At 65.9% G+C, this 24,822-nt stretch carries 22 protein-coding genes; 14 read left to right on the top strand and 8 right to left on the bottom strand.

Annotated features, from left to right (window positions below):
- From MUH00_RS22150 to allB, 3 genes are all read right to left on the bottom strand, one after another.
- Complete coding sequence (locus MUH00_RS22150; protein ID WP_247004818.1) at positions 1-1,626, bottom strand: hypothetical protein; 1,626 nt, start codon at positions 1,624-1,626, stop codon at positions 1-3.
- Positions 1,623-2,390 (bottom strand): ABC transporter ATP-binding protein, encoded by a 768-nt coding sequence (locus tag MUH00_RS22155; RefSeq protein ID WP_247004819.1) that lies wholly within the window; start codon positions 2,388-2,390, stop codon positions 1,623-1,625. The genes MUH00_RS22150 and MUH00_RS22155 overlap by 4 nt, the downstream gene beginning before the upstream one ends.
- A 131-nt stretch (positions 2,391-2,521) precedes the next feature.
- A complete protein-coding gene (gene allB / locus MUH00_RS22160) occupies positions 2,522-3,889 on the bottom strand; it encodes an allantoinase AllB (protein ID WP_247004820.1) in 1,368 nt (455 codons plus the stop codon).
- A gap of 166 nt (positions 3,890-4,055) precedes the next feature.
- On the opposite strand from allB, the gene MUH00_RS22165 reads away from it, so the two are divergent.
- From MUH00_RS22165 to MUH00_RS22180, 4 genes are all read left to right on the top strand, one after another.
- Entirely contained in the window at positions 4,056-5,039 is a 984-nt protein-coding gene (locus tag MUH00_RS22165) for an NAD-dependent epimerase/dehydratase family protein (protein ID WP_247004821.1), read from the top strand.
- 216 nt (positions 5,040-5,255) lie between these two features.
- Positions 5,256-5,615, top strand: a complete 360-nt coding sequence (locus MUH00_RS22170) for a hypothetical protein (RefSeq protein ID WP_247004822.1) — start codon at positions 5,256-5,258, stop codon at positions 5,613-5,615.
- Positions 5,616-6,583: 968 nt separating this feature from the next.
- Positions 6,584-7,054 carry a helix-turn-helix transcriptional regulator gene (locus tag MUH00_RS22175; protein ID WP_247004823.1) on the top strand — a complete coding sequence of 157 codons (471 nt, stop codon included), beginning with the start codon at positions 6,584-6,586 and terminating at the stop codon, positions 7,052-7,054.
- 196 nt (positions 7,055-7,250) lie between these two features.
- A complete protein-coding gene (locus MUH00_RS22180; protein WP_247004824.1) occupies positions 7,251-8,468 on the top strand; it encodes a DUF7282 domain-containing protein in 1,218 nt (405 codons plus the stop codon).
- Positions 8,469-8,630: 162 nt separating this feature from the next.
- Here MUH00_RS22180 and MUH00_RS22185 read toward each other — a convergent pair whose 3' ends face one another.
- Both MUH00_RS22185 and MUH00_RS22190 read right to left on the bottom strand, forming a co-directional pair.
- On the bottom strand, positions 8,631-9,134 hold the full coding sequence (locus MUH00_RS22185) for a DUF7344 domain-containing protein (RefSeq protein WP_247004826.1): 504 nt from the start codon (positions 9,132-9,134) through the stop codon (positions 8,631-8,633).
- A 204-nt stretch (positions 9,135-9,338) separates the two neighbouring features.
- Positions 9,339-9,500: a DUF7563 family protein gene (locus tag MUH00_RS22190; RefSeq protein WP_247004828.1), complete on the bottom strand. Its 162-nt coding sequence runs from the start codon at positions 9,498-9,500 to the stop codon at positions 9,339-9,341.
- A 644-nt stretch (positions 9,501-10,144) separates the two neighbouring features.
- Here MUH00_RS22190 and MUH00_RS22195 point away from each other — a divergent pair.
- The 3 genes from MUH00_RS22195 to MUH00_RS22205 all read left to right on the top strand — a co-directional run bounded on the left by MUH00_RS22195 (position 10,145) and on the right by MUH00_RS22205 (position 12,209).
- Positions 10,145-10,477, top strand: coding sequence for a winged helix-turn-helix domain-containing protein (locus MUH00_RS22195; RefSeq protein ID WP_247004830.1), 333 nt, complete (start codon positions 10,145-10,147; stop codon positions 10,475-10,477).
- A 213-nt stretch (positions 10,478-10,690) separates the two neighbouring features.
- Positions 10,691-10,966: a helix-turn-helix transcriptional regulator gene (locus MUH00_RS22200; protein ID WP_247004832.1), complete on the top strand. Its 276-nt coding sequence runs from the start codon at positions 10,691-10,693 to the stop codon at positions 10,964-10,966.
- Between the two features lie 262 nt (positions 10,967-11,228).
- On the top strand, positions 11,229-12,209 hold the full coding sequence (locus MUH00_RS22205; protein WP_247004834.1) for a DUF1616 domain-containing protein: 981 nt from the start codon (positions 11,229-11,231) through the stop codon (positions 12,207-12,209).
- 146 nt (positions 12,210-12,355) lie between these two features.
- On the opposite strand, the gene MUH00_RS22210 is transcribed toward MUH00_RS22205, so the two are convergent.
- On the bottom strand, positions 12,356-12,892 hold the full coding sequence (locus tag MUH00_RS22210) for a ClbS/DfsB family four-helix bundle protein (RefSeq protein WP_247004836.1): 537 nt from the start codon (positions 12,890-12,892) through the stop codon (positions 12,356-12,358).
- A 426-nt stretch (positions 12,893-13,318) separates the two neighbouring features.
- Here MUH00_RS22210 and MUH00_RS22215 point away from each other — a divergent pair, with 426 nt between their 5' ends.
- The 6 genes from MUH00_RS22215 (at position 13,319) to MUH00_RS22245 (ending at position 20,185) form a co-directional block, all read left to right on the top strand.
- Positions 13,319-13,897: an acyltransferase gene (locus MUH00_RS22215; RefSeq protein ID WP_247004838.1), complete on the top strand. Its 579-nt coding sequence runs from the start codon at positions 13,319-13,321 to the stop codon at positions 13,895-13,897.
- On the top strand, positions 13,894-15,102 hold the full coding sequence (locus MUH00_RS22220; protein WP_247004840.1) for a DegT/DnrJ/EryC1/StrS family aminotransferase: 1,209 nt from the start codon (positions 13,894-13,896) through the stop codon (positions 15,100-15,102). The genes MUH00_RS22215 and MUH00_RS22220 overlap by 4 nt, the downstream gene beginning before the upstream one ends.
- Entirely contained in the window at positions 15,099-16,082 is a 984-nt protein-coding gene (locus MUH00_RS22225) for a Gfo/Idh/MocA family protein (RefSeq protein ID WP_247004842.1), read from the top strand. The genes MUH00_RS22220 and MUH00_RS22225 overlap by 4 nt, the downstream gene beginning before the upstream one ends.
- Entirely contained in the window at positions 16,079-17,605 is a 1,527-nt protein-coding gene (locus MUH00_RS22230; protein WP_425603076.1) for a nucleotide sugar dehydrogenase, read from the top strand. The genes MUH00_RS22225 and MUH00_RS22230 overlap by 4 nt, the downstream gene beginning before the upstream one ends.
- Positions 17,598-18,653, top strand: a complete 1,056-nt coding sequence (locus MUH00_RS22235) for a glycosyltransferase family 2 protein (RefSeq protein WP_247004844.1) — start codon at positions 17,598-17,600, stop codon at positions 18,651-18,653. The genes MUH00_RS22230 and MUH00_RS22235 overlap by 8 nt, the downstream gene beginning before the upstream one ends.
- Before the next feature lie 515 nt (positions 18,654-19,168).
- A complete protein-coding gene (locus MUH00_RS22245; RefSeq protein WP_247004848.1) occupies positions 19,169-20,185 on the top strand; it encodes a polysaccharide deacetylase family protein in 1,017 nt (338 codons plus the stop codon).
- 76 nt (positions 20,186-20,261) lie between these two features.
- Here MUH00_RS22245 and MUH00_RS22250 read toward each other — a convergent pair whose 3' ends face one another.
- The gene (locus tag MUH00_RS22250) at positions 20,262-21,380 is read right to left on the bottom strand and encodes a DUF354 domain-containing protein (RefSeq protein ID WP_247004849.1); all 1,119 of its coding nucleotides are present in this window, start codon (positions 21,378-21,380) and stop codon (positions 20,262-20,264) included.
- Between the two features lie 349 nt (positions 21,381-21,729).
- On the opposite strand from MUH00_RS22250, the gene MUH00_RS22255 reads away from it, so the two are divergent.
- Complete coding sequence (locus tag MUH00_RS22255) at positions 21,730-22,755, top strand: GNAT family N-acetyltransferase (protein WP_247004851.1); 1,026 nt, start codon at positions 21,730-21,732, stop codon at positions 22,753-22,755.
- 123 nt (positions 22,756-22,878) lie between these two features.
- Here the strand turns inward: MUH00_RS22255 and MUH00_RS22260 are convergent, their stop codons facing one another.
- Positions 22,879-24,351: a sulfatase-like hydrolase/transferase gene (locus MUH00_RS22260; protein WP_247004853.1), complete on the bottom strand. Its 1,473-nt coding sequence runs from the start codon at positions 24,349-24,351 to the stop codon at positions 22,879-22,881.
- Positions 24,352-24,822: the final 471 nt, after the last annotated feature.

Raw genomic sequence — 24,822 nt, forward strand, 5'->3', positions numbered from 1 at the left:
TCACTCGAACCGATACGTTTCGACGGTCCGGATCGCGTAGCGAGCGGAGAGGAGGCCCGCGCAGACGGACAGCACCGTCGTCCCGACTACCCCGATCAGCGCGACGACCAGCCGAGAGGTTCCGAGGAGCGAGGCGATCGCGTGGCCGACGATCGAACTGTGCGCGACCAGCGTCGGCGCGGCGACGATCGCGATCGTCGCGGAGTAGACGGCGAAGGCGGTTACGCTCGGAACGATCGCCTTCGTGCGTCGAGAGACGCTGACGGCTTCGAACCGAGGGACCGCCGCGCCGACGCCCGTCGCGATCGGGCCGGCACAGACGGTGAGGACGACCGCACTGGCCGAGAGCGTCGCGACCGCCGGCGCGGAGTGCGGGCTGATCAGGCCGAAGCCGACGGTCGCGGCGACGGTGATCGGGGTGACTACCAGCGCCCCCGCGATGGCGTGGCCGGCGACCAGCGCGCGACCCGCGTTGGCGCTGAGAACCGTCACCGGAAGCGCTGCACCCTCGTTCCCGACGACATTGAGCGTGAACAGCGTCCCCGAGATCCAGGCGCCACAGAGGACGATCCACAGGGGAAACGAACTCCCGACCGTTCCCGACTGGACGACGTTCATCGTCGGGACGACCAGTAGCACAAACGGATACATGACGAACGAGAGGGCGATCGGCTTTCGCCGCGCCCGCTTCCAGTCGACCGTCGCGACGCCGACGGCCGATCGAGGGAAGATCGCGGCGAGGCGCGACGTCGCGATCGCGGCCGCCGCCGACGCCCACCCCTCGTTGCGATCGGTGCGATCGTGAGCCACGCCGTCGGCGTACCAGAGCGACGCCGCGAGCCGCGCGAGAACCGGACCGCTGGCGAGGAGAAACGCCGCGCTCGCGACGACCGCCGCGGCGGCCCGGCCGATCGACGCCTCGTCCGCCGTGCCGACGAGCGCGAGGTCGGCGTACCAGCCGATCGGCGTGGGCTCGAGCAACCAGACGAGCGGTTCGACGATGGCGGCGACGTTCTGGGTGACGAGGATGCCGAAGTACGCGAGTCCGAGCGCGGCGAGGAAGACGGTCCTGAGCCGTGCGAGGCGCCGCGATCGCGCGCCGACGGTTCGAACGCAGAGCACCAGGCCGTATCCCGTGAGCAAGCCGGTCACCAAGGGCGCGACGAGCGCCAGTGCGGCGACCGGTGCCGCGAGCGGAAGCTGCCCGCCGACGGCGAACGCCGCCGCGAGCGCGAGGGCGTACGCCGCGGCGGGAAGTCCCCACAGGAGGAGTTCGGCGAGGACGAGGCCGCCGAGCAGGTCGCGATGGGACACCGTCGTCAGCAATCCGTCGAGGCAATCCGGCCGTGACGCCGTGTTGTACGCGCGAAATCCGCTGAACGCCGCGGCGAACAGCCACGCGTAGATGACCACGGACCGCGTCCACCGGAGCGGACTCCCCAGGGATCCGTCGGCGATCGCGGAACCGAACAGAAACGCGCCGACGAGTCCGGCGATCGCGATGGGGACGAAAAACAGGCCGGCGATCGCGAGTGCGAGCAGTTGCACCGGCTGGTTCCGGACGGTTCGCCACCGGCGCCGGAGCTCCGTTCGGGCGATCGCGACGACGCGAGATCGCCGGCTCACGGCCGTTCCACCGGCCTGGCGCCGTGATCGGTCGTGACCGCGAGGAACACGTCCTCGAGCGTCGAGTTGCCGTCGCTTTCGACCTGTGCGGTTAGGTCGTCCGGACGCCCCTCCGCGACGATCCGACCGCCGGAGAGGACGCCGACCGTGTCGGCGAGCTCTTCCACGACGGACAGGATGTGCGTCGACAGAAAGATCGTCCGTCCCCTGGCCGCCATCTCCGCGATGGCGTCGACGACCGTTCGAGCGGCCCGCGGGTCGAGCCCGCTCGTCGGTTCGTCGAGGAAGACGACCTCGGGCTCGTGCAGCAGGGCCTGGACGAGCCCCACCTTCTGGCGCATTCCCTTCGAATAGTCGTCGATTCGCTTCCCGGCGTCCGCCGCGAGGCCGAACCGATCGAGCCAGGCGTCGATCCGCCGCTCGGCCTCCGCAGGCGGGATGTCGCGCAGTCGAGCGAAGTACTCCAGTTGCTCGAATCCGGTCAGTTCGTCGAAGACAGGCGGCGATTCGGGGAGGTAGCCGATCGAGTCGCGGACGGCGTCGCGATCGGTCACCGGATTCCCGGCGATCGTCGCGGCCCCGGCGCTGGGCCGAGTGAGCGTGGTCAGCATCCGCATCGTGGTCGTCTTACCGGCGCCGTTCGGACCGAGAAAGCCGTACACCGTTCCGCGTTCGACGGAGAGATCGACGCCGTCGACGGCCGTGACGGATCCGAACCGCTTCGTCAGGCCGTCGGCGTCGATCGCGAGTGGAGGACTGGACATGATACCTGTACGCACCGATTACTGCCCGGGCCTCACTAACGTTTGGTTACGCAACAGAACGGGATCGGAACGAACGCCGACGGCGAACGGCCCGTCGATCGGGACCGGCGGACGAACTGTTCTCGGAGCGCTCAGTCGACGTCGACCCGCGTGCCGTACCCGGGCTCGCCGACGACCTCGCCGTCCTCGAAGACGACTTCGCCGCGAACGACGGTCGCGATCGCTTTTCCGACGAACGATTCGCCCACGAACGGCGTCACGCAGTTCTTCGAGTGCAGCTCCGACGCGTCCTCAAGCGTCCACTCGCGGTCGGGGTCGACGATCGTGAAGTCGGCGTCGGTGCCGACCTGTAGCGACCCCTTCCGCGGGTACATGCCCCAGACCTGGGCCGGGCGCGTGGAGTGCCGTCGAACCCACTCCTCGAGGGAGAGTCGCCCCTGATCGACGAACGTGAGCATCGCCGGAACCTCCGTCTCGAGGCCGACGAATCCCGAAATCGCCTCCCAGGTATCGCCGAACGGGTCGTCGACCAGCTTCTCCTCCGGCGTGTGCGGCGCGTGATCCGTCGCGACGCAGTCGATCGCGCCGCCGTCGATCCCGACGTCCCAGAGTTTCTCGCGTTCTGCGGCGTTCCGGATGGGAGGCTGGATCCGCGCCGGATTCCCGACCTCGCGCATGACCTCCTCGGTGAACCAGAGGTAGTGCGGACAGGTCTCGGCGGTGACGTCGACGCCGCGTTCCTTCCCGCGGGCGACCGCGTCCGCCGCCGAACCGGAGGAGACGTGGAACATGTGGACCTTCGCGCCCGTCTCCTCGGCGAAGGTGATCATCCGCTCGACGGCCTCCTGTTCGGCGATCACGGGCCGCGATCGGGAGTGGTCGATCGGCTCGTTTCGCCCCGCCGCCTGGAACTTGTTCGTGTAGTAGTCGATGATCTCGCCGTTTTCCTCGTGGAAGCCCAGCCGCTTTCCGGTCTCGCGAATTCGCGCCATCGCCTCCAGGATCTCGCCGTCGGTCGGCGCGGGCACGCCACCTACCGTCGACCCGAGGAATATCTTGTAGCCGAGGGCGCCGGCCTCGTCGATCGCCGGGATGAGATCGAGGTTCTCGCTCGTGACGACGGCGTAGCTCTGGAAGTCGACGTGGGCCGACGCCTCGCCGCGCTCGAACTTCAGCTCGAGGTGTTCGGGCCGATCGATGACGGGATCGGTGTTGGGCATCCCGACGACGGTCGTCACGCCGCCGGCCGCGGCCGCTCGGGTGGCCGACTCCCAGTCCTCCTTGTACTCGAGGCCGGGTTCGCGGTTGTGGATGTGGCAGTCGACGATCCCCGGAACCAGCACCTTCCCCGCCCCGTCGAGGACCCGATCGGCCGCCGGAAGCCGATCGCTCCGCCCGACGGCGACGATTGTGCCGTCCTCGACGGCGACGCCCGCGTCGGGGGTCCGCCCGGCGGGGGTCACGACGGTACAGTTTCGCACGACGAGATCGACGGTCATTAGCGATCCATTGCCGAGGACCGCGCATATAGCTTCTGTTGACCGCTGGGCCCAGCGGCGGCGCGCCATCGATCGGCGGAACGGACGCCTTACGCGAGGTTAGGCCGGGAGTACGTTCGAGAACGAGTCGGATACTAAACAGAACGGGGCTGGTGGATGCCGGATAATGGATTCGACTACCCTTCGGGACCGGACGGTGCTCGTGACGGGCGGCGCCGGCTTCATCGGGAGCCACCTCGTCGAGACTCTCGAGGCCCACAACGACGTCCGCGTCTTGGACGACTTCTCGACCGGCGACCGGACGTACCTCCCCGACAACGTGACGGTGATCGAGGGCGACGTCCGCGATCCGATCGCGCTCCAGGAGGCCGCACGCGGGGTCGACGTGATTTTCCACCAGGCCGCGGTCGTCAGCGTCTCCCAAAGCGTCGACGAGCCGCGGCGGACCAACCGGACGAACCTCGACGCGAGTTTGCTCGTTCTCGAACAGGCTCGCCAGGAGGACGCCAGGGTGGTCCTCGCCTCGAGCGCGGCGATCTACGGCCACCCGTCGGAACTGCCGGTCCCCGAAAGCGCCGCCACCGATCCGACGTCGCCGTACGGCGTGCAGAAACTCGCGCTCGACCAGTACGCCCGGCTCTACGGGGAGCTGTACAACCTGCCGACCGTCGCCCTGCGGTACTTCAACGTCTACGGTCCGCGCCAGCGCGGGCCCTACAGCGGGGTCATCTCGACGTTCTTGGAGCAGGCCCGCGCGGACGAGCCGATCACGATCGAGGGGGACGGCGAGCAGACGCGGGACTTCGTCCACGTTTCGGACGTCGTGCGGGCGAACCTCCGAGCGGCGGTCACCGACGACGTCGGCGAGGCGTACAACATCGGGACCGGAACCCGAACGTCGATCCTCGAACTCGCCGAGTTCGTCCGCGACGCGACCGAGTCGACGTCGCCGATCGTCCACCGGGAGCCGCGATCGGGCGACATCAGACACAGCGGAGCCGATGTCTCGAAGGCGGCCCGAGACCTCGGGTTCGAACCGCGGGTCGGCCTGGAGTCCGGAATCGCGTCGCTCGCGGACGGCGGATCGCTGACGCCCGTATCCGGGACGGAACCGGCCGATTCGAACACCGACCGCGGAACCTACAGTTGAGTCGCCCGTCCGGGGCGGACATCGAGTTCTCGGAACGCGGTCGGGTCGATCCCGTCACCGATCGATACAGTCGTAACTCGATGCGTCTCATCGGCCGGTTTCGGCGCCGGAAGCCGAACGAAACGGACGAATAGGGGCCATCCGACGACGAGTAACGCGCGTTCGCATTCGTGTAGGTGAGAGATAACTATCGGCGTCAACGGTCAACTCGTCAGTATGAGTGCGATCGAGAGTCTGATCGTCTTCGGCGTGAGCCTCCTCATCGGCGCGTTCGGCATATACGCGGGCGCAAAAGTAGTCGTCGACTCGGAGGATTACACCTACGCGATCGTTACCGCCCTTATCGGGGCGATCGTCTGGGCGATCGTCGGGTTCTTCTTCGGATGGATCCCCTTGCTCGGGCCGCTACTGGTCTTCATCGCGTACCTTGCGGTGATCAACGCCCGATATCCCGGCGGCTGGGTCGACGCAGCGGCGATCACGATCATCGCGTGGTTGTCCGTGCTGATCGTCCTGTACGTGCTGGCGCTCCTCGAGGTGACCGCGTTCGACGCGGTCGGCGTCCCCGGCGTCTAGAATCGGTCTCGTTTTCGTCGCTCGCTCGGCACGAGTAGCCGGCGCGGGCGTCGGCCGATCCGACGGTAAATCGACGGCCCTGCGACTGCGGAATGGGGGAGCGGATCGACGGGCACGATCGCGTCGTCCGTGCCGACGGGTTCAGTCGTTTCGATCGTCGCGTCGAGTCGGTACCGGCCGTCGCCGAGAGCGGCGCGCTCCGACGAACGTCGCGGGTTCGTCGTTGATGGGTCTCGTCGGTCCCTGTGGGCTCGCGCTGCTGTGGGCGGCGGACTTGTTGGATCGGCTCGCGAGTCGGCGCGTCGGTCCGGCCGTCGGAGTAGCGTCTCGATCGTCGGTGCCGCGTCGATACCCGTCACTATCCGTCGATCGGGCCGGAAACGGCGGATGCCGCGCGTCGGTCTCCAGCGTGCTCGGGCGAGGCGATCGAACGCGAGGCCGGCCCGAACAGTCCGCGTACGCGGCCCAGTAGTCGTCCGCAGGGCGTCCGCGCCCGGTATCGAGGAGACGAGTCGGCACGATCGTACCCCCGTCTGGCTGTCACGTGTGGGGCGCGATGCACCGACGTGATCCGATCAAAATACGCGTATTTCACGAGACGAGGCCCAGCTCGCCTAGATTTCGCGGACGGTCACGTAAATAATCAGTTATCGCACAAATCCCGCACAACTCGAACAAATAGTTTCGAACGTCCGTCCGAGTTTATTCGGTCGCTCCATCAACTCCGCGACATCCGATGAGGGACAAACATATCGAAAAACAGAACGATAGGCGGCCGACATCAGTAGGGTCCGGCTGAGTCGGGGATCCCGCCATACTCCGCGCGTATCAGGCGGTAGAAACGTTCGTACAACGTGAAATACAGCCGACCAAGTAACAGAACATGTCTTACGAGAAATACTTTGTAGAACGGTCACGACGGTATAGGAGAGGAGAACCGTGAGTCCGAACAGTACGGGTCGATCGCCATGAGTGCCGCCGTCCGAGCGGCGGAAACGGCCGTCTCGTTCGAATCGGCCGTCGCGAGTTTGGAACCCGCACAGTTGACGGTTCCTCTACAGCTTCACTGGGGACCGCACCTCGCTGCGATCGGCGGAATAGTCGTGCTGGCGCTCCTCGGCGGGATACTCGCGCTTCGGAACCGCCTGGAAGAACGACACGCGCTCGCCTCGATGCCGGAGTCGAACGCGGAGACCGAAGAGTTCGTGACCGATCGGGAGAAAGTCCAACAGCTCGTCAATGACAACGGGGGTCGGATGAAACAGTCGGAGATCGTCGACTCCGTGGAGTGGTCGAAGGCGAAGGTCAGCCGGTTGCTCGCCGAGCTCGAGGAGGACGACGAAGTGACGAAACTCCGCCTCGGTCGGGAGAACCTCGTCTGTCTGGCGGGCCACGAACCGACGGCATCGAAGTCGCCCGAACAACCGCAAAACGAGTAAGGGATCGTCGCATCTGTCGACAATCGTGGTTTTCTTGTCTCGAACGAGACACTGAGAGAGGCGCCAGGAAGCCGTATTATCCAGTTTCTCGATGAAATGGTAGTACCGGTTTATCTGTCATAATCCGCGATTCGTGGATGCCTTACGGCACACCATGAATGCACGCAATCAACTACTCGCTGTACTCACAGCGCTGATGCTGCTCACGACCGGGTGGGCGATGGTCGTCACCGTCGGTGCGACCTCCGGGACGAGTGGCGATGAGCACGACACCGGCGTCGAGACCGAAGAGCCGGTCGCGAACCAAACGGCCAACGAGACCCCGGCCGACGAGCACGATACCGGCGTTGACGGCGTCGAGACCGGAGAGCCGGTCGCGAACCAAACGGCCAACGAGACCCCGGCCGACGAGACCCCGACCAACGAGACACCGGCCGATGAGGAGGCCGTAGCCGAAGACGACAACCAGTCGGCACAGGTGACGTTCGAGGACCAGGCGACCGACGGTCAAACCGTCGTCGTCGACTCGGTCACGCTGGACGACGGCGGCTTCGTGGCGATCCACAACAGTAGCCTGCTCGTCGGGAACGCCGTCGGGAGCGTAATCGGCGTCTCCGAGTACCTCGAGCCCGGAACGCACGACAACGTTACCGTGACGCTCGACGAGCCGCTGACCGAGGACGAGACGCTCATCGCGATGCCCCACCTCGACACGAACGCTAACCAGACGTACGACTTCGTCGAAACCCAAGGCCAGGAGGACGGCCCCTACCTCACTCCCGAGGGTGAACCGGTGACCGACGACGCCGTCGTGACGGTCGACGGCGAACAACAGGTGGGCGAGAACGTAACCGAAGAGAATGTTACCGAAGAGAATGTTACCGAAGAGAATGTTACTGAAGAAGTCGTTGAAGAGAACATAACCGAAGAGAACGAGACCGACGCGATCGGCGAAGAAAACGAAGGGATCGTTGAGGAAAACGAGACCGAAGAGGTCGTTGAGAACGAAACCGACGAGCCCGCCGTCGAGGAAGACGGTGCTCCCGAAGAGATCGACGTTACGATCGAGCAGGCGCAGATCATCGTGATCGTGGCCGACGGTGACGATCTCGGTGACGATGTCGCCGAAACCGACACGGATGAAGCGGACACCGATACGAACGAAACGGACACCGATACGAACGAAACGGAGACGGGTGTAGACGAGGACGAAGCCGACGCAGATGACGAAGACGAGGACGAAACGGCGACGAATATAGACCAAGGCGAAGCAGACACGGGCGATGAAGCGGACACGGGCGATGAGGATGAAGCGGACACGGGCGACGAGAATGAAGCGGACACGGGCGACGAGAACGACAGTGGGGCCACGGTCATCGAGGAAAACGAATCGACGGAGAGCCTGCTCGGCTGAGCGGGTAGCCGTTCACGACCGATCGAGCAGCCTTTTTTACCGTACGGTAATCGGAACGACGCGCACAGGATCGCGCGAGAGTTCGCTCGAGCTGCGGCCATTCGTGTCGGAGCTTGCGGGACGGATCCGAGAGCCGAGCCGACGATCGAACCTGTCTCTCGGTCAGCCGAACAGTCGATAGATGCTGCTGGCGGCGACGGTGAGAAGGACAAAGACGCTCGAGAGGACGGGATCGATGCTCGAGACCGCCGGGAGATCGAGCCCCGAGAGGGCGACGACGGCGAGACCGAGCACGCAGAGACCGAGGTGTAGCTCTAACATCGAGGACTGGTCGGAACTGTGTCCATCGACGTACGTGAGGACGTCGTCGAAATTCGGGCCGGGCGTGATCGTCTTCGCGTCGGAGTCGTACTCGATGACCGCGTCTTCCTCCAGCTGTGGGAGGTGCGTCTGTTGCAACGAGACGTAGACGCTCTTGTAGAGATTGTTCGGGACGGGAGAGGCGTCGGACTCGCTCGCGGCGATCTCGGTAGCGACGTCGGAGACGTCGACGGTCCCCGACTCGACGGCGAGCAACTGTACGATGGCCCGGCGTCTGTCGTTACCGAGGATGTGAAAGACCTCGCTCTCTGCGAGCGACTCAGTTCGATTCGTCTGGACAGACATTGATCAGCAAAAAACTTCGATTATCGGACACTCCACCACCTATTACCATGTACGTCACTTCTTCGCTGACCACTAACTTTAACGTGCGGTATTATTTTCAGTATTATAAATAGCGGTTAAATTACTGGTTTGACGGGTGACTGCTCCCGCCGGCAGAACGACGAACGCAACTCACTCCCGGACGAGTGGAAAACGAACGGATGCTCAGTCACCGGGGAGGTGACCGCCGGATTGCATCTCTCGATACGTCGTACACGCCGGACAGCCGTGGACGACATCGCCGTTATCACCGAAGACGCGGGCGAACTGCTGTGTGACGTGGTTGCCACAGTTACGACAGCGAGCGCCCGCCGTCGACGATTCCATCGGCTTCCAGTTTTGTTGTGAGGGGGTCATATGTGCGGTGGGGGTGGATGGTACCGGACGAGCGGCTGCCCGATCGCGAACACCGCGCCCACGGCGGCTTTTCCGGAAGACACATCGTGCCGTGCGTTCCGGGGCCGGACGCCGCGGGTCGGATGGCGGTCTCGCGAACCGACTGCAACGCTCGTCCGGACATCAGTCCATCGAGGGGGGCAGATCCGAATAAAGGACGCCGACCGTTCACTCCGAGTAACGAACGCCGACCGCGGAAACTCCGTATTTCCGCCCGAGATCCTCGCACACCGGCTGTGAACCGGATTTTGCCGTGCGCCGTCCGAGATCGTCCTCGCCGTGGATTCACACGGATTGGACCGTATTCGGCGTGAAAACTTCGGATTGACCGGACGGTCACGCGCACGAAAGGGATAGTTTCCGATTCGAAACCCGACGTTTCGCGTTCGAATGACGCTCCTTCTGAGGATAAGGTACATCGTTATAAAATACCACTATGGCTTACCGATCGTAGCGCTGGAAGAAATGGAGTCAGTCGCGCCAGTCGTGGACGGTGGGTCCATCTGTCCGGTATCGACACCTCTCGGTACAGAGAGCGAACGACCCCAGCCCGTGGGAGACGGGTACGTACAACTATGTCAACGAACGTGAGTAATACGCGATCGGAAACGACGGACGACCCGGCGGCGCAACTGGACGTCCTCGGGGACGAGTGCGCCCGAACGATCCTTGTGGCGACGAGCGAGGGTCCGAAGACGGCAAAGGAACTGACCGAACGGACCGATAGTTCGTCCGCGACGGTGTATCGGCGAATCAATAACCTGCTCGAGAGCGACCTCCTGGCGGAGTGCGTCCGGTTCGACGAAGACGGATCGCACACGACGGCGTACGAGGCCACGGTGGATTCGCTCCGGGTCCGGATCGGCGCCGACGGGATACAGGTCTCGGTATCGAGTACCGACGCGTGACCGATCCGAAATCTCACGCAACGGACGCTCTGCGGGGCGGCCTCCCGGTCGCCTCGCAGTCCGTACGGCGATATCGAGCGACGGTTCGCCTCAGCTGACAGTCTCTGGAACGATCGTTTTCTATCGCGAACGATCGCTGAAAACCGGGCTAACAGCGCTGTATGATACGGATAACAAATATCTACTCAGTGGAACGGTCACTGTGATTGAGCAATGCACGATCTGACCGGCTTCCAGCGGGACCTGCTGTACGTGATCGCAGGTGCCGATCGACCGTCGGGACAGTCCGTGAAGGACGAAGTCGAGAAGTACTACAGCTCCGAGATCAATCACGGTCGACTGTACCCCAACCTCGACACGCTCGTCAACAAGGAGCTGGTCGAGAAGGGACAGCTCGACAGGCGGACGAACTACTACGCGATTACGGAGGCCGGTCGACGGGAGATCGAAGAGCGTCGCGAGTGGGAGGCACAGTACGTCGATTTCTAGCGATCGGTGTGTGCTGCGACCGGACGGTGGGGTTGAAGACCGAAGAGCCGCGGCGACGCCCCCGGACGTTCGAGACACGATCGGACCGGCTAGTCTCGACTCGGGTTTTCGAGGCCGACAGCCCCGCTCTCGGTGGTATCTCCCCACCAGGACGAGTAATATCGCCATAACAAACCGACAGGGAGTACTCCGCTACATCGATTATGGGCTTCGTATCGACGGCACTCGAATCGGCGGGCCGCCCGCGACCGGAGGCAAGCCGATGAGTCACGGGACGAGCACCCGGACCGGCGTCGGGCTCCTCCGGCGGTATCCGTTCGACCTCGCGTTGACGTCGCTCGCGGCAGCGGCGGCGTACCTCGTCGTTACGTCGTACCCCCAGGGAAGCGCGCTCAGACTCGGTCTCGCGCTGCCGCTCATCCTCTTTCTGCCGGGATACGCGCTGGTTTCGCTGTTGTTCCCGGCCGCCGATCGATCCGCTCGGGCGTCGGCCGCGACGGTCGCCGAACGGCGCCCGCGGGGCATCGACCTCGCCGAACGGCTCGCACTTTCGCTGGCGCTCTCGATCGCGATCGTTCCGGTGCTCGCGATGGGACTGGCCGTGACCGAATGGGGGCTCGCGACCGAGTCGGTCGCCGCCGGACTCGCCTTCGGGACCGTGGGTCTGGCCCAGGTGGGGGTCGTCCGTCGGCTCAGAACGCCCGAAGCGCAGCGCTTCTCCGTCGCCCCCCTCGATCGACTGCGCTCGAGCGAGGGCGGAACGGTAACCCTCTCGGGAATCGTGCTCGCAATCGCGATCGGCGCGGCCGTCAGCGCGTTGCTCGTCGCGATTCTGCTGCCCGCGTCGGCGGGCGGGTTCACCGAACTGGCGCTGTACACGGAAAACGACGAGGGCGAACTGGTCGCCGGCGACTTTCCGGACGAAATCGCCCCCGGCGAGCCGATTCCGATGACGGTCTCGATCGAGAACCAGGAGGGAACGGACGAGGAGTACACGGTCGTCGTGCAGCAACAGCGGTTCGAGAACGGCGATGTCGTCGATCGAACGGCGCTCGAGACGGCCGACGCCAGCGTCGCGGACGGGGCGACCGGGAGGGGCGAGTGGACCGTGACGCCGACCGCAAACGCGGGCGAGACGGTCCGGATAAGCGTCCTCTTATACGACGGCGAGCCGCCCGCGGAACCGACGAACGAAAACGCGGCGGAGGATACGTACTTCTGGGTCACGGTCTCGGACGGCTAGCCGGGTACGCGTCGATCGCGTCCGCCCGAGACTCGCGTCGACGTCGAGCCGGGACGAGACGGAAGCCACCCGTAGAGTGACGGAGTCACGACTCGAGGAACGCAGAAACCGACCGCGTCGAGGCATCCGACCGACGGCGGGAATCGTTATCGGCCGACGCCGATCGTCGTACCCATCGATCCGGGTCGGCGTTCGACGTGCTGTGCCACCGACACGGCGAGGACGATTACGGAGAGAACCAACGCGATCGCGGGCGCGACGGCGGCCGAAACGGGACCGACCGAGAGCCACGAGAGCGCCAGCGCGACGATACCAAGCGTCGTGACGCCAGCGTAAACGCGGTGCCACGGCCGCTGGCCGTCGAGTCGTCGATCGAGATAGGGCTCGAACAGCTCCTCGTTCGGCAGCAGTTCGATGGTGTGGTCGTCGGCGTTCCAGTCGACGATCCCGTTGTCCTCGAGCATCGGGAGGTGGGTCTGGTAGAGCGAGATGTAGACCCGACGTCGCTGCGTGCGGGTTACCTCGTCCCGATCGACATCGTTCTCCCAGGCGGCGACCTGTTCGACCAGCGGCGCGAGGTCGCACGAGCCGCCGCGTCGGGTCAGGTACCGGACCGTTCGTCGTCGTCGGGCGTTACTGAATACGTCGAAGAGTTCAGCCTGTGTGAGTTCGGTGTCAGTCATGGGATACCAGTTCGTTCCCGTTCCCGGCGTCCGGGTGTGGTCGGATACCTCACACCACCCAGTCCCACCCTACGACCCTTTACTATCGCTCAGCTACCCATCAGAAAGGGATTTGTACCGGTTAGCGCTCGTGACTGACGACCAAGCCGATATTTCCGCGGGAGTGAACGCGGCGAACCGACGAGCGTGCCCCCGATCGACCCGGTGGCCCGCCGACGCCGAATGTCATCTCTCGATCGCTGTAGTTTGCGATTACGGACCAATCACGTCGGGGATAACAAAGCCTCGTTACCCGCTGTGTCAGGACGACTGCCCACACGGGTATCGATACGTTATGAAACGAAAACACGGACGACGATTCGGCCGGCGGCCCCGGCCCGAATCGTCTCGGTCGGATGCTACGCGGCGTAAGCGGGGTGTATCGCCGTGAGCCGGTTCGTCTCCGGAGAGAACTGTACGGTCGACGACGAGGCCGCGGTCGGATACGGCGACTTCGACGAGCCGACCCGCGTCGGGGACGACGCGACGATCAGGGCCGGCTCGATCGTCTACGGCGACGTGACGATCGGCGACGGCTTCGCGACGGGCCACGACGTGCTCGTCCGCGAGGGGACGACGATCGGCGACGACGTCCTCGTCGGCACCAAGACCGTCATCGACGGGACGACGACGATCGGCTCGCACGTGAGCCTTCAGACGAACGTCTACGTTCCCACCGAGACGACGATCGAGAGCAACGTGTTCGTCGGACCCGGCGCCGTCATGACCAACGACGAGTACCCGGTCCGACGCGACGACGGCCTGGAGGGACCGACGATCGAGGAGGGTGCATCGATCGGCGCGAACGCGACGCTGCTCCCCGGCGTGACCGTCGGGTCGAACGCGTTCGTCGCCGCGGGCGCCGTGGTGACCGACGACGTTCCGCCGGACACGCTCGCGGTCGGCGCGCCCGCGACGGCCGAATCGCTCCCGGAACCGCTTGAGGGACCGAACCAACTCGCATGACCGACACAGACACCGATATCGACGCGGACGCGGAGACGAGTATCGACGCTGGAACGAGCGGAGACGCGGACCCGATGCAGGCCGGGGCGGACGCCGGAACGCGAGTGCCGATCGCCGATCCGACGCTCGACGAGGACGCCATCGGACGCGTCCGATCGCTCCTCGAGAGCGGAACGCTGGCCGACGGGCCCGAGGTTCGGTCCTTCGAGGAGGAGTTCGCGGCGTTCTGCGGGGCCGATCGCGGCGTCGCGACCTCGAACGGGACGACGGCGCTGCACGCCGCGCTCGAGGCGCTCGGCGTCGGGGAGGGTGACGCCGTCGTCACGTCGCCCTTCTCCTTCGTGGCGAGCGCCAACGCCATCAGGCTCGCGGGCGGCGTGCCGGTCTTCGCGGATATCGACCCGGAAACCTACACTCTCGACCCCGAATCGGTCGCGGAGACGGTCGCCCGGCGAGACGACGTGGTCGGGTTGCTTCCGGTTCACCTCTACGGGCTACCGGCCGACGTGCCCGCGCTGCTCGACGTCGCCGACGATCACGACCTGTTCGTCGTCGAGGACGCCTGTCAGGCCCACGGCGCGACGGTCCGCGGCGATCGGGTCGGAACGTTCGGCGACGCCGCCTGCTTCTCGTTCTACCCGACGAAGAACATGACGACGGGCGAGGGCGGCATGGTGACGACCGACCGCGACGACGTCGCCGATCGGGTCGCCCGCTACGTGAACCACGGCCGCGGCGAGACCGGGACGGGCGGCTACGACCACGTCGAGCTCGGGCACAACTACCGGCTGACGAGCTTCGGGGCGGCGATCGGTCGCGTCCAGCTCCAGCGGCTCCCATCGCTGAACAGGGCCCGACGCGAAACCGCGAGCGCGTACGACGACGAACTCGCGGACCTGCCGCTCGAGACTCCGACCGAGCCGCGGGGGTACCGCCACGTCTACCACCAGTACACGGTCCGAACCGACGATCGAGAGGGGCTCGCGGCGACGCTCGAGAAGCACGGCGTGGACACGTGCGTCTACTACGACACGCCGATCCACCGGCAACCGGCCTACGAATCGGTGAGCACGGCCGCGACGCGGCTCCCGCGAGCCGAGCGCGCCGCCGAGGAGGTCCTCTCGCTGCCGGTCCACCCCGGCCTCTCCGATCGCGACCGACGTCGCGTCGTCGAAGCAGTGCGAGACCACTACGCAAATCAATGACACAGCGAGCCTACGTTCGCGCCGGCGTCATCGGCGTCGGCGCGATGGGGGAGAACCACGCACGGGTGTACAGTGAACTGCCGACCGTCGACCTCGCCGGGGTCTGCGACCGCGACCGAGAACTCGCGCGGGGGGTCGCCGATGAGTACGGGACCGAGTCCGTCACGCTCGAGACGCTGCTCGAGCGCTGCGACGTCGTCACCGTCTCCGTGCCGACCCACGTACACTACGACCTCGTTTCGACCTGTCTCGACGCGGACGTCCACGTTCTCGTCGAGAAACCCATCGCCAGCACGGTCGAGGAAGGGCGGGCGCTCGCGGCCCAGGCGCGGGACGCGGGCCTCGTCCTGCAGGTCGGGCACATCGAGCGGTTCAATCCGGCCGTCCAGACCGTCACCGAGCTGATCGACGATCTCGAGGTGATCGCCGTCGAGGCCGAACGGCTCGGACCACCGGTCGATCGGACCGCTCGAGGAAACGTCATCTTCGACCTGATGGTCCACGACGTCGACGTCGTCGGCGCGTTGCTCGACGAGCAGCCGTCGGGGATCACCGCCAGCGGGACCGACGACGGCCAGTACGCCACGGCGGCGATGCGCTACGGCGACGTGGTCGCGTCGCTGACGGCAAGCCGGCTGACCCAGAAGAAGGTTCGAAAGCTCTCCGTGACGGCCAAGGAGTGTCTCGTCGAGGTCGACTACCTCGAACAGTCGGTCCTGATCCACCGCGACTCCTATCCGGAGTACCTCACCGACGACGGCCAGAATCGATACCGACACGAAAGCGTCGTCGAACGACCGCGCGTGGCGAACGGCGAACCGCTCCGGCACGAACTCGAATCGTTCGTGCAGTCGGTCCGAACCGGAACGGAGCCCGAAGTGACCGCCCAGGACGGGATCGACGCGCTCGAGATCATCCAGGAACTCGACTCCCTTGTCGAGTCCGATCGCAGAGAGCAGGAACAGGAGGTGGAAGCGTGACCGATCGGACTCGCGACGGCATGAACGACCGGAACGATCGGAGCGATCGAAACGGGACCGCGCCGTACGACACGGAGCTGCCCGAGAGCCGGTTGCGCGAGCGCCTGACCGGCGGCGACGTCCCGGTCGCCGTCTACGGCCTCGGCAAGATGGGGCTTCCGCTGGCCGCGGTGTACGCCGAGACGACCGGGAACGTGACCGGAGTCGACGTCGATCCCGAAGTGGTCGAGACCGTCACCGCCGGCGAAAGCCACGTCGTCGGCGAACCGGGTCTCGACGACCTGGTCGCGGAACAGGTCGCCGCCGATCGGCTCGACGCGACGACCGACGGCCCGACCGCCGCGCGGAAGGCCCGGATCCACGTCATCATCGTGCCGACGCTGCTCGACGACGAGAACCGGCCGGATCTGACGACCGTCGAGGCCGTTGCCGACGACATCGCCGTCGGCCTCGACCCGGGCGACCTCGTGATCGCCGAGTCGACGCTGCCGCCGCGGACTTGCCGGGACGTCCTGGGGCCGCACCTCGCGAGCGAGAGCGACCTCGATCCGGACGAGTTCGGCCTGGCTTTCTGCCCCGAACGAACCTCCTCGGGGACCGCGCTGCGGGACATCCGCGGACGGTACCCGAAGGTCGTCGGCGGCGTCGACGACGAGAGCACCCGCGCCGCCGCGATCGTCTACGACGAACTCTCGGACAACGAGGTCCGCCCCGTCTCGGACGCGACGACGGCCGAGTCGGTGAAGGTGTTCGAGGGGATCTACCGCGACGTCAACATCGGCCTCGCGAACGAACTGGGTCGGCTGGCCGACGAACTCGAGATCTCGGTCCGCGAGGCGATCGAGACCGCCAACGACCTGCCGATGTGTCAGCTCCACGACCCCGGCCCCGGCGTCGGCGGTCACTGCATCCCCTACTACCCGCACTTCCTGCTCTCGCAGGCCGAGGAACCGATGGCGGTGACCCGGACCGCCCGCCGGGTCAACGACGAGATGCCGTCGGTCGTCGTCGATCGCCTCGAGCGCGAACTCGCCGTGGCCGGCGCCGACCTCGCCGACGCGTCGATCGTCGTTCTCGGACTTACCTACCGACCCGGCGTCGAGGAGACGCGAGCGTCGCCGGCGCTCGGCGTTATCGAGGCGTTGACCGATCACGGCGCGGACGTCGCCGGCGTCGATCCGCTGGTCGATCCGGCCGACTACGGCGCCCGTCCCGTCTCGATCGGGGCCCTGCCCGACGAGTCGTTCGACGCGGCCGTCCTGGTCACGCCGCAGGAGGCGTTCGACGAGATTCCGTGGGACGAACTCGATCCGATGGTGGTCGTCGACGGCCGCGACGCCCTCGACCTCTCGGGAACCGACCACCGCAGCTACACGCTCGCGGGGTCGCTGGACGGCCGATCGCCCCGGGCGTCTCGATCCGCCGACCCGCCCGGGGTCGAACCGACCGCGCCGGACGGCGGTCGATCGGCGCCGCGAGAACGACCCGATCGCACCGAAACGCGCGGGGGAAACGATGTATAAAGACCGCACGATCGGCGTCGTCGTCACGGCGTACAACGAGGAGGCGTTCGTCGGGAGCGTCATCGAGACCGTGCCAGGGTTCGTCGATCGGATCTACGCCGTCGACGACGCCTCGCCAGATGACTCGTGGGACGTGATCCAGCGGGTCGCCGACCAGATCAACGGAGCGATCGAACCGGAGCGAGCGATCGCCGACGGCGGGGACGGACGTCGGGTCGTCCCGATCCGACACGACGAGAACCGCGGCTACGGCGCGGCCGTCAAGACCGGCTACGAGCACGCCCTGGAGGACGATATCGACGTCGTCGCCGTCATGAACGGTGACGGCCAGATGGACCCCGAGATCCTCGATCGGATCGTCGATCCCGTCGCGACCGGCGAGGCCGACTACGCGAAGGGGAACCGATTGCTCGACCCCGAGGATCGCGAGGGAATGTCCACCTTCCGCTTCGTCGGCAACGCGTTGCTGACCGGCCTCTCGAAGTTCGCAACCGGATACTGGACCATCGGGGACCCCCAGAACGGCTACACGGCCATCTCGCGCGAAACGATCGAGGGACTCGACCTCGACGCGATTACCGATCAGTACGGCTTCCTCAACCACATCCTGACCCATCTCAACGTCAACGATCGCCGCGTCGTGGACGTTCCGATGTCGGCCGTCTACGGCGCCGAAGAGAGCAGCATTCGGTACCTCCCGTTCGTCAGGTTCGTCTCGCTGCTGTTGCTCCGGAGCTTCTGCTGGCGATTGAAGGCAAGATACGTCGTCCGGGAGTTCCACCCGGCGGTCGTCTTCTACGGCGCCGGAACCGCGGGAATCTCCGGCAGTCTGGCCGGGTTCGCCGGGACGCTCCGGGGCGACGCGGGCGATCGGATCACCCCGGCGCTGGCGTCGTTCGCGACCGGCTTGCTCGGACTCGTCGCCCTCGGAATCGCAATCTGGCTCGACGCCGAGGAGAACGCGCCTCTCGAGGAGACGCGGGACGAGGATCACGTCGCCGACGAGGACGGGCGAGTGGATCGCCTGGAGCCTCACTCGATCGAGTAGGTCACGATGTCGTCCCCATCGCAGGTCGGACACCGGGTCGTTCCGGCCGAGACGTTCGTCCCGCAGGTTCGACACTCGCAAACGATCGACGCGTCTGAGTCCATCGAGTCGGACGATTCGGTATCCGACTCCGACCGCGGGAACAACTCCGAAAGGATACTAGAGAGCGACATAGAATCGTGATTGTCGACCCTTTTCCAAACGTAAATAAAAGGGTTTCCCTTTCTCACACGTCACGAACGGGTCAGGATCCGCTTTGGAACGCCGCTGAGGGGCGGTAAGGGCGTTATTTACTATCGGTGGCGCTAGCCTCCCACTCGACGAGTCACGATACAGATGTCTCTTCGTCAGCCTCTCGACGGCGACGCCCGACGCCGATCGCGACCGGTACCGGGCCCGATCCCCGGAAGCAGGCGTCGGACCGATCGGCGGGTGAGGGCCGCTCGAACGACTGTCGAACGCGCGAACGCCGGACGCGCCGGTGCGCTCGACGATCGGCCGGGGGCGCCGCATAGATGACCGACGCCGCCGAACGGGACCGATCGGGGTCGATCCGCACCGACGCCGGCGCCGGTGGGTCGGCGGCGCGCTCGATCGCACGCCGGCTCGAGGAGCTTCCCCGGGACCGGGCGCCGATCCCGGACGACGCGACGTTCGCGCTCTGTCTCACGCACGACGTCGATCGGCCGTACAAGGGGTTCCGATCGTTCTATCGGGCGCTCCAAGAGCGGCCGACGTACCACCTCAAAACAGCGCTGTCCCCGTCGAACCCGTACTGGCAGTTCGAGGAGATCATGGCGCTCGAGGAGGAGCTCGGAGTCCGGTCGGCGTTTTACTTCCTGAACGAGCAACACCTCCTCGCCGATCGGCCGGTCGGGGACTGGTTCGCCGCCGCGAACTGGATCGAGCACCTCGGCCGGTACGACGTCGCCGCGCCCGAGATGGCCGAGATCGTTCGCGAACTCGACGCCGGCGGCTGGGAGGTCGGACTCCACGGCTCGTACCACACGGCCGACGATCGCGAGCGGTTGCGCGAGGAGAAAGCGGTCCTGGAGGACGCCCTCGGACGGCCGATCGCCGGCGGTCGACAGCACCACCTCCGCCTCTCGGTCCCCGAGACGTGGCACCACCATCGGGCGATCGGGCTCCGGTACGACTCGAGCCTGGGATCGGGAACGGAGTGCGGATTCACCGCGGGCTACCGGCCGCTCCGCCCCTTCGGCGACGACTTCCGCGTCTTCCCGGTGACGATCATGGAGCAAGCCCTCCCCGATCCCGACGCCCGGTACGACGACGCCCGCGACCGCTGCGAGGAGGTGCTGCTTGAGGCGGCCGCCAACGACGCAGTGATGACGGCGCTCTGGCACCCGCGATACTTCAACGAGCGCGAGTTCCCCGGCTACCGAACGCTGTACCGGTGGCTCGTCGAGCGCGCCCAGGAACTCGGCGCGTGGATCGGCTCGCCCGAACAGCTCTATGCGAAGCTCGAAGGGGCGTCGGAAACCGACGCGTCGACGCCGTCCAGGCGCTGAGCGCGTCTCGATCGGACGGCGGAAGGAATCGAGCGAGCGAGTCGATCGGCCGCGATCGAAGGACCGGTCGGGGCGCTCAGTCGCCGCCGATGCCGACCGACTGGGCGGCCTCCGACGCCGCCGGCCGATCGAACTGCCGCAGCGAATCGACGTCGCCGACGCGACCCCGATCGCGCGCCACGTCGACGATGACTTCGGTCAGATTCGCCTTGTCCGCGAGGAACTCGGTGCGCCGTCGCTGCCACGTTTCTTCGGCGTCGTCGTCGCGGAGCAACCGCATCGAGAGGTCGATCACGTCGTCGAACGCGGCGACGTTGTGGATCAGGCCCTGGTTCTCGAGTTCGACGAAGTTCCCCATGTCGGAGTCGCCGACGAAGGAGTTCGATCGGATCGCCGGCGTGCCGAGCAGCGCCGCCTCGGTGACCATCGTCTGGGTGTCCGCGACCAGCAGTTCGGCGTCCGCGAGGACGTCGTGCAACAGCGCGGGGTGGAGATCGAACGGCCGCGCGGGGAGGCCGTCGAAGTCGACGTCGCCGCCCTCGTCGGAGACCAGCACTGTCGTCTCCTCGCTCAGCCGCTCGATGAGTTCATACCGCTGCTCGCCGGTGATCCCACGCTTGCCGACGTCGTGCTGGGAGCCGAAGGCGTTGAGCCGAACGATCGCGTACGACTCCTCGGGGCCGAGCCCGAGCTTCGATCGGATCGACGGGTTCGGCTCGTAGATCTCGGGGTGGAGGTACGCACACTCCTTGAACCCGGGGAACACGTAGTGGTCGTCCCCGAGGTCCTTGCGGAAGGTGTTCGGCGTCAGGATCGCCCGGGCGAAGGGCGTCGAGAGCGCGTGGTCGAGCGACGCCGGTTCGGAGTCGATGAGCAGGACCGTCGGCGTCCGGCTGACGGCGCCGGTGTGGGCCGCGTAACTTCCCATCCCGAAGATCAGGTCCGGATCGAACCGGCGGGCGCGGCGGATCGCCCGCACGTAGTGCGCTGGCAGTCGGCTCAACAGCGATCCCTTCGAGGTGTCGCAGTAGCCGTACACCTCGTAGGGGATGTCGTACCACTCGAGCAGATCGACCGTGCAGGTGTAGTCGCGCGCGAGGACGAAGACCTCGTGGCCCCGCTCCTCGAGCGCCTGCACGGCGTGTTTGTACAGATGGACGTGCGCCGGCGTGTTTGCGAAAAACAGGTATCTCATGCTGAAAGGCCACCCTGTCCTGATCGATCGATGAGACGGCCGACGAGGTTTGTTATCGGTCTCATACCGGCGGACGGTCGCCGCCTTCCGGAGGCATCGGCGGCGATCGAGGGGGTCTCGCCCCGATAGGCCGAGCCTGCGCCGAGTGGTGACGCCGTACCGCCTCGACGATCGCGATCGGAACGGCAGCGACGGAAAGCGGCCGGTAATTCGGCTCGAATCCGTCGATCTGCGGTTCGTCGCTCCCGAATTCGGTCGGCTAGCCGCCCCGTTACCCGGCGTAAACGACCGCCCGCTCGGGCGTACCGTGCGAATAACAAGAGCAGTAGTTCCCAAACGCGTGACTATTATGGACGTCGAACGGATCGACCTCGCGGAGTGGCGCGACGCCCTTCCAGCAAGCGGCACCGAAGTGTTCCACGACCCCGACGCGCTCTCGGTGCTCGCCGACCACACCGACAGCGAGTTGCACCTGTACGGCGCGTACAAGGGCGATCACGCGGTCGGGCTCGTCCCCGCGTTCGTCGCCGAGCGATCGATCGGTAAAACGGTGTTCTCGCCGCCCGTCTCGTTCGGCGTGCCGCGGCTCGGACCCATCATCAACCCGCACAGCCCGAAACAACGGAAGTGGGAGCAGATCAACGACGAGCTGGCCAACGGGATGATCGACGCCCTCGACGTCGACGAGCGGACGACCCTCTTTCGAATGACCTGTCCCGTCGGCTACACCGATCCGCGACCGTACGGCTGGAACGACCTCGCGATGGAGCCGCAGTTCACGTACGTCGTCGACGTCGAGGGGTGCAACGACATGGAGGACGTGATGACGGGGTTCAGCAAGAGCCTCCGAAACGAGATGCGCCGATTCGAAGATCTGGACCTGACGATCGAGACGGAGGGGATCCAGTCGGCGCTGCGGATCTACGACGACGTCATCGATCAGTTCGAGAAACACGACGATACGCCCCCGATGACGCACGCGTTCCTCCGCGATCTTCTCTCGTCACTCGACGACGATCGGTGGCGCGTCTACGTGGCCCGCGGGCCGGACGGGGAGTACCTGAGCGGGATCGTCACCCTGTACTCGAACGACCTCGCTTACTACTGGCAAGGCGGCGTCGTCGCCACTTACGAGAACGTGAGCGTGAACAACATGCTCCACCGGACGATCCTCGAGGACCTCGTCACCGATCCCCAGTTCGACTCCGTCTCGGGATACGATCTCGTCGGAGCGAACACGGAGCGGCTCTGCGAGTACAAGGGCAAGTTCAACGGCGACCTTCGCCCGTACTACGTGGTCGAATCCGCGGGCGTCGAAATGCAACTGGCGAAGACGGCCTACCAGAAGTTATCGGGCTCGATCGGGAAGACCTGACGATTCGCGTCGATCGAACCCGCCGTCGGATCGATGCCCGACCGCTCCGATTCTCCGTCGGTTCTCCGTCACGAGCAGCTCTCCGAGATGGACGCAGCCCAGAACCGATCCCGCGCGGCCCGTTCACCGAATGTTGTCCACGTAACCCAGTTGCTCGAGTTGGGCGACCGTCTCGTCGGTGAGCATGGCGTCGAATCGCCGGGTGGCGACCTCGCCCCGCGCGTCGCAAAGGCGCCGGTGGAGTTCCCGCCAGTGCTTCCGATCGGCGGCGTTCGACGGTTTCGTCCGGGCGTCCAGGTCGCGTTCGAACTCGATCGTCTCCTCGCCGTCTTCGACGCGGGTGAGCAGGACGCGCTCGCGATCGAGTTCATCCCCGTCGTCGCCGGTCAACTCGACGGAATCCGAGTCGCTGATCCGGTCCGCGAAGAGCTTCCGCCCGGACCGGCTGCGAACGCCGTGATAGGTTCGGTACGGGCCGGTTGCGGTGAAAAAGATCCGTTCGCGGCGCAGGTCCGAGGGCCGCTCGGCCGCCGTACCCTCGGCGGAGTCGGGAACTGGAACGTCGAGTGCGCGCAGCACCGTCGGGATGAGGTCGATCTGGCTGACCTGGTACTCGACGGCGGCGGCGTCCCACGCCGGGTGGCCGACGATCAGCGGGACGCGGACGAGATCGTCCCAGAACGCCGGCGTCGGCGTGTGTCCGAGCATTCCGTGTAACTCGCGGTCGAATCCTTCGCCGTGATCGGCCGTGAACACGAGCACGTCGTGGCCCGGAACGTAGTGGTCGCGCTCGATTAGCGTCTCGACGAACGACGCGATCCGATCCCGCAGGTACTCGCAGGCGGCCAGGTAGGCCTGTTCGACGTCTTCGACGTCCTCGTCGGACGTCCCCGCGCCGCGGTTCCGGACGATCGCTGCGGACGAGAGGTCGGCGAGTTCCTCGGGTCGTCGATCGGCGTGTAACGGTCTGTCGGCGAGGTACTCCGCCGGCGGTTCGAACGGGTGATGGACGTCCATGTAGTGGATCCAGTGCATCTGGCCGCCGGAGGTGTCCTCGAGGGCGTCGAGAACTGAGCGGTGGTGGGTCTCCGCGGAGACGTAGTAGTTGGCGTCCGAGGCCACCGCTGACTCGATTCGGCCGAGCACGTTGAAGTACGCCCACCGACAGGCGTCGAACAGCCGATCGGAACCCGTCCGCTGGACGAGCGTCTGGGCGCGGTTCTTCCAGTTCGGCGTTCCCGTTCGACCGCCACCGAACCCCCGATCGTAGTTCCGCTCGGCCCCGAAGATGACGTTGTCGCTCCACAGCGAGCACTCGTAGCCCGCATCAGAGAGCGCTTCCGCCAGCGTCGTGAGACCGTCGTCATCCCGGCTCTCGCCGAGTTTGAGGTTCGGCGTCGCGTTCGCTACCCGATCGCAGTAGACGCCGGCCGCCAGTGCGGGCATCGAACTGCCGGTGTTGCTCGCGGTGGCGAACGCGTTGCGGAACTCGACCCCCTGGATCGTGGCGGCGAGTTTGTCCATCCAGGCCTCGTAGGCGTCGGCCCGGAGCGAATCGACCGTCAGGACGAAGACGTTCGGTGATCGGTCAGGCATGCTGAGTATCCACGTGTCGGGACGGTAACGAGAGTCGACGATAGTAGTTTAGCGCCTAACTGACAGTAGTCTGTGATGACAGGTCTATCCCGGTCGACGCACGTAACGGATTCACGCGGCGCTGGCAACGAACGGGAGACTCGGCCGCGCTCGATCGCGGTCATCGGGCGAGCGCGTCGTCCGTCCCGACTGCGACCGCACGAGACGAATCTGTAACAGTTTTTCCCGTCGGTCGGGCGGACGTGATCGTCGCGCCGCAGGGGGTCGGAGTGACCGACCTCGTCTACGTCGCCACCGTCATCGAACTGTTCCGATCGACGACGTGCTCTCGGAACTGCTCGACCACCCGTATCGGCGTGCGCTGTGCGACTACGGAACTCGGTCGTCGATCTCGACGCGATCGTTTCGGCCGAGTAACGAACAGTTTCTTCGCCCCGTCCCGTTCGACGTCGACGGTCGCCCCAAATTTTT

This window comes from Halosolutus gelatinilyticus, from assembly GCF_023028105.1.
Lineage (GTDB): Archaea > Halobacteriota > Halobacteria > Halobacteriales > Natrialbaceae > Halosolutus > Halosolutus gelatinilyticus.

What these genes read in the sequence shown, in the direction of transcription:
- MUH00_RS22155 (WP_247004819.1), bottom strand. Translation starts at nt 2,390, where the DNA reads ATGTCCAGTCCTCCACTCGCGATCGACGCCGACGGCCTGACGAAGCGG.
- MUH00_RS22210 (WP_247004836.1), bottom strand. Translation starts at nt 12,892, where the DNA reads ATGACTGACACCGAACTCACACAGGCTGAACTCTTCGACGTATTCAGT.
- MUH00_RS22175 (WP_247004823.1), top strand. Translation starts at nt 6,584, where the DNA reads ATGAGTGCCGCCGTCCGAGCGGCGGAAACGGCCGTCTCGTTCGAATCG.
- MUH00_RS22195 (WP_247004830.1), top strand. Translation starts at nt 10,145, where the DNA reads ATGTCAACGAACGTGAGTAATACGCGATCGGAAACGACGGACGACCCG.
- MUH00_RS22225 (WP_247004842.1), top strand. Translation starts at nt 15,099, where the DNA reads ATGACACAGCGAGCCTACGTTCGCGCCGGCGTCATCGGCGTCGGCGCG.
- MUH00_RS22255 (WP_247004851.1), top strand. Translation starts at nt 21,730, where the DNA reads ATGGACGTCGAACGGATCGACCTCGCGGAGTGGCGCGACGCCCTTCCA.
- MUH00_RS22180 (WP_247004824.1), top strand. Translation starts at nt 7,251, where the DNA reads ATGCTGCTCACGACCGGGTGGGCGATGGTCGTCACCGTCGGTGCGACC.
- MUH00_RS22220 (WP_247004840.1), top strand. Translation starts at nt 13,894, where the DNA reads ATGACCGACACAGACACCGATATCGACGCGGACGCGGAGACGAGTATC.
- MUH00_RS22185 (WP_247004826.1), bottom strand. Translation starts at nt 9,134, where the DNA reads ATGTCTGTCCAGACGAATCGAACTGAGTCGCTCGCAGAGAGCGAGGTC.
- MUH00_RS22260 (WP_247004853.1), bottom strand. Translation starts at nt 24,351, where the DNA reads ATGCCTGACCGATCACCGAACGTCTTCGTCCTGACGGTCGATTCGCTC.
- MUH00_RS22245 (WP_247004848.1), top strand. Translation starts at nt 19,169, where the DNA reads ATGACCGACGCCGCCGAACGGGACCGATCGGGGTCGATCCGCACCGAC.
- MUH00_RS22205 (WP_247004834.1), top strand. Translation starts at nt 11,229, where the DNA reads ATGAGTCACGGGACGAGCACCCGGACCGGCGTCGGGCTCCTCCGGCGG.
- MUH00_RS22170 (WP_247004822.1), top strand. Translation starts at nt 5,256, where the DNA reads ATGAGTGCGATCGAGAGTCTGATCGTCTTCGGCGTGAGCCTCCTCATC.
- allB (WP_247004820.1), bottom strand. Translation starts at nt 3,889, where the DNA reads ATGACCGTCGATCTCGTCGTGCGAAACTGTACCGTCGTGACCCCCGCC.
- MUH00_RS22190 (WP_247004828.1), bottom strand. Translation starts at nt 9,500, where the DNA reads ATGGAATCGTCGACGGCGGGCGCTCGCTGTCGTAACTGTGGCAACCAC.
- MUH00_RS22200 (WP_247004832.1), top strand. Translation starts at nt 10,691, where the DNA reads ATGCACGATCTGACCGGCTTCCAGCGGGACCTGCTGTACGTGATCGCA.
- MUH00_RS22235 (WP_247004844.1), top strand. Translation starts at nt 17,598, where the DNA reads ATGTATAAAGACCGCACGATCGGCGTCGTCGTCACGGCGTACAACGAG.
- MUH00_RS22250 (WP_247004849.1), bottom strand. Translation starts at nt 21,380, where the DNA reads ATGAGATACCTGTTTTTCGCAAACACGCCGGCGCACGTCCATCTGTAC.
- MUH00_RS22165 (WP_247004821.1), top strand. Translation starts at nt 4,056, where the DNA reads ATGGATTCGACTACCCTTCGGGACCGGACGGTGCTCGTGACGGGCGGC.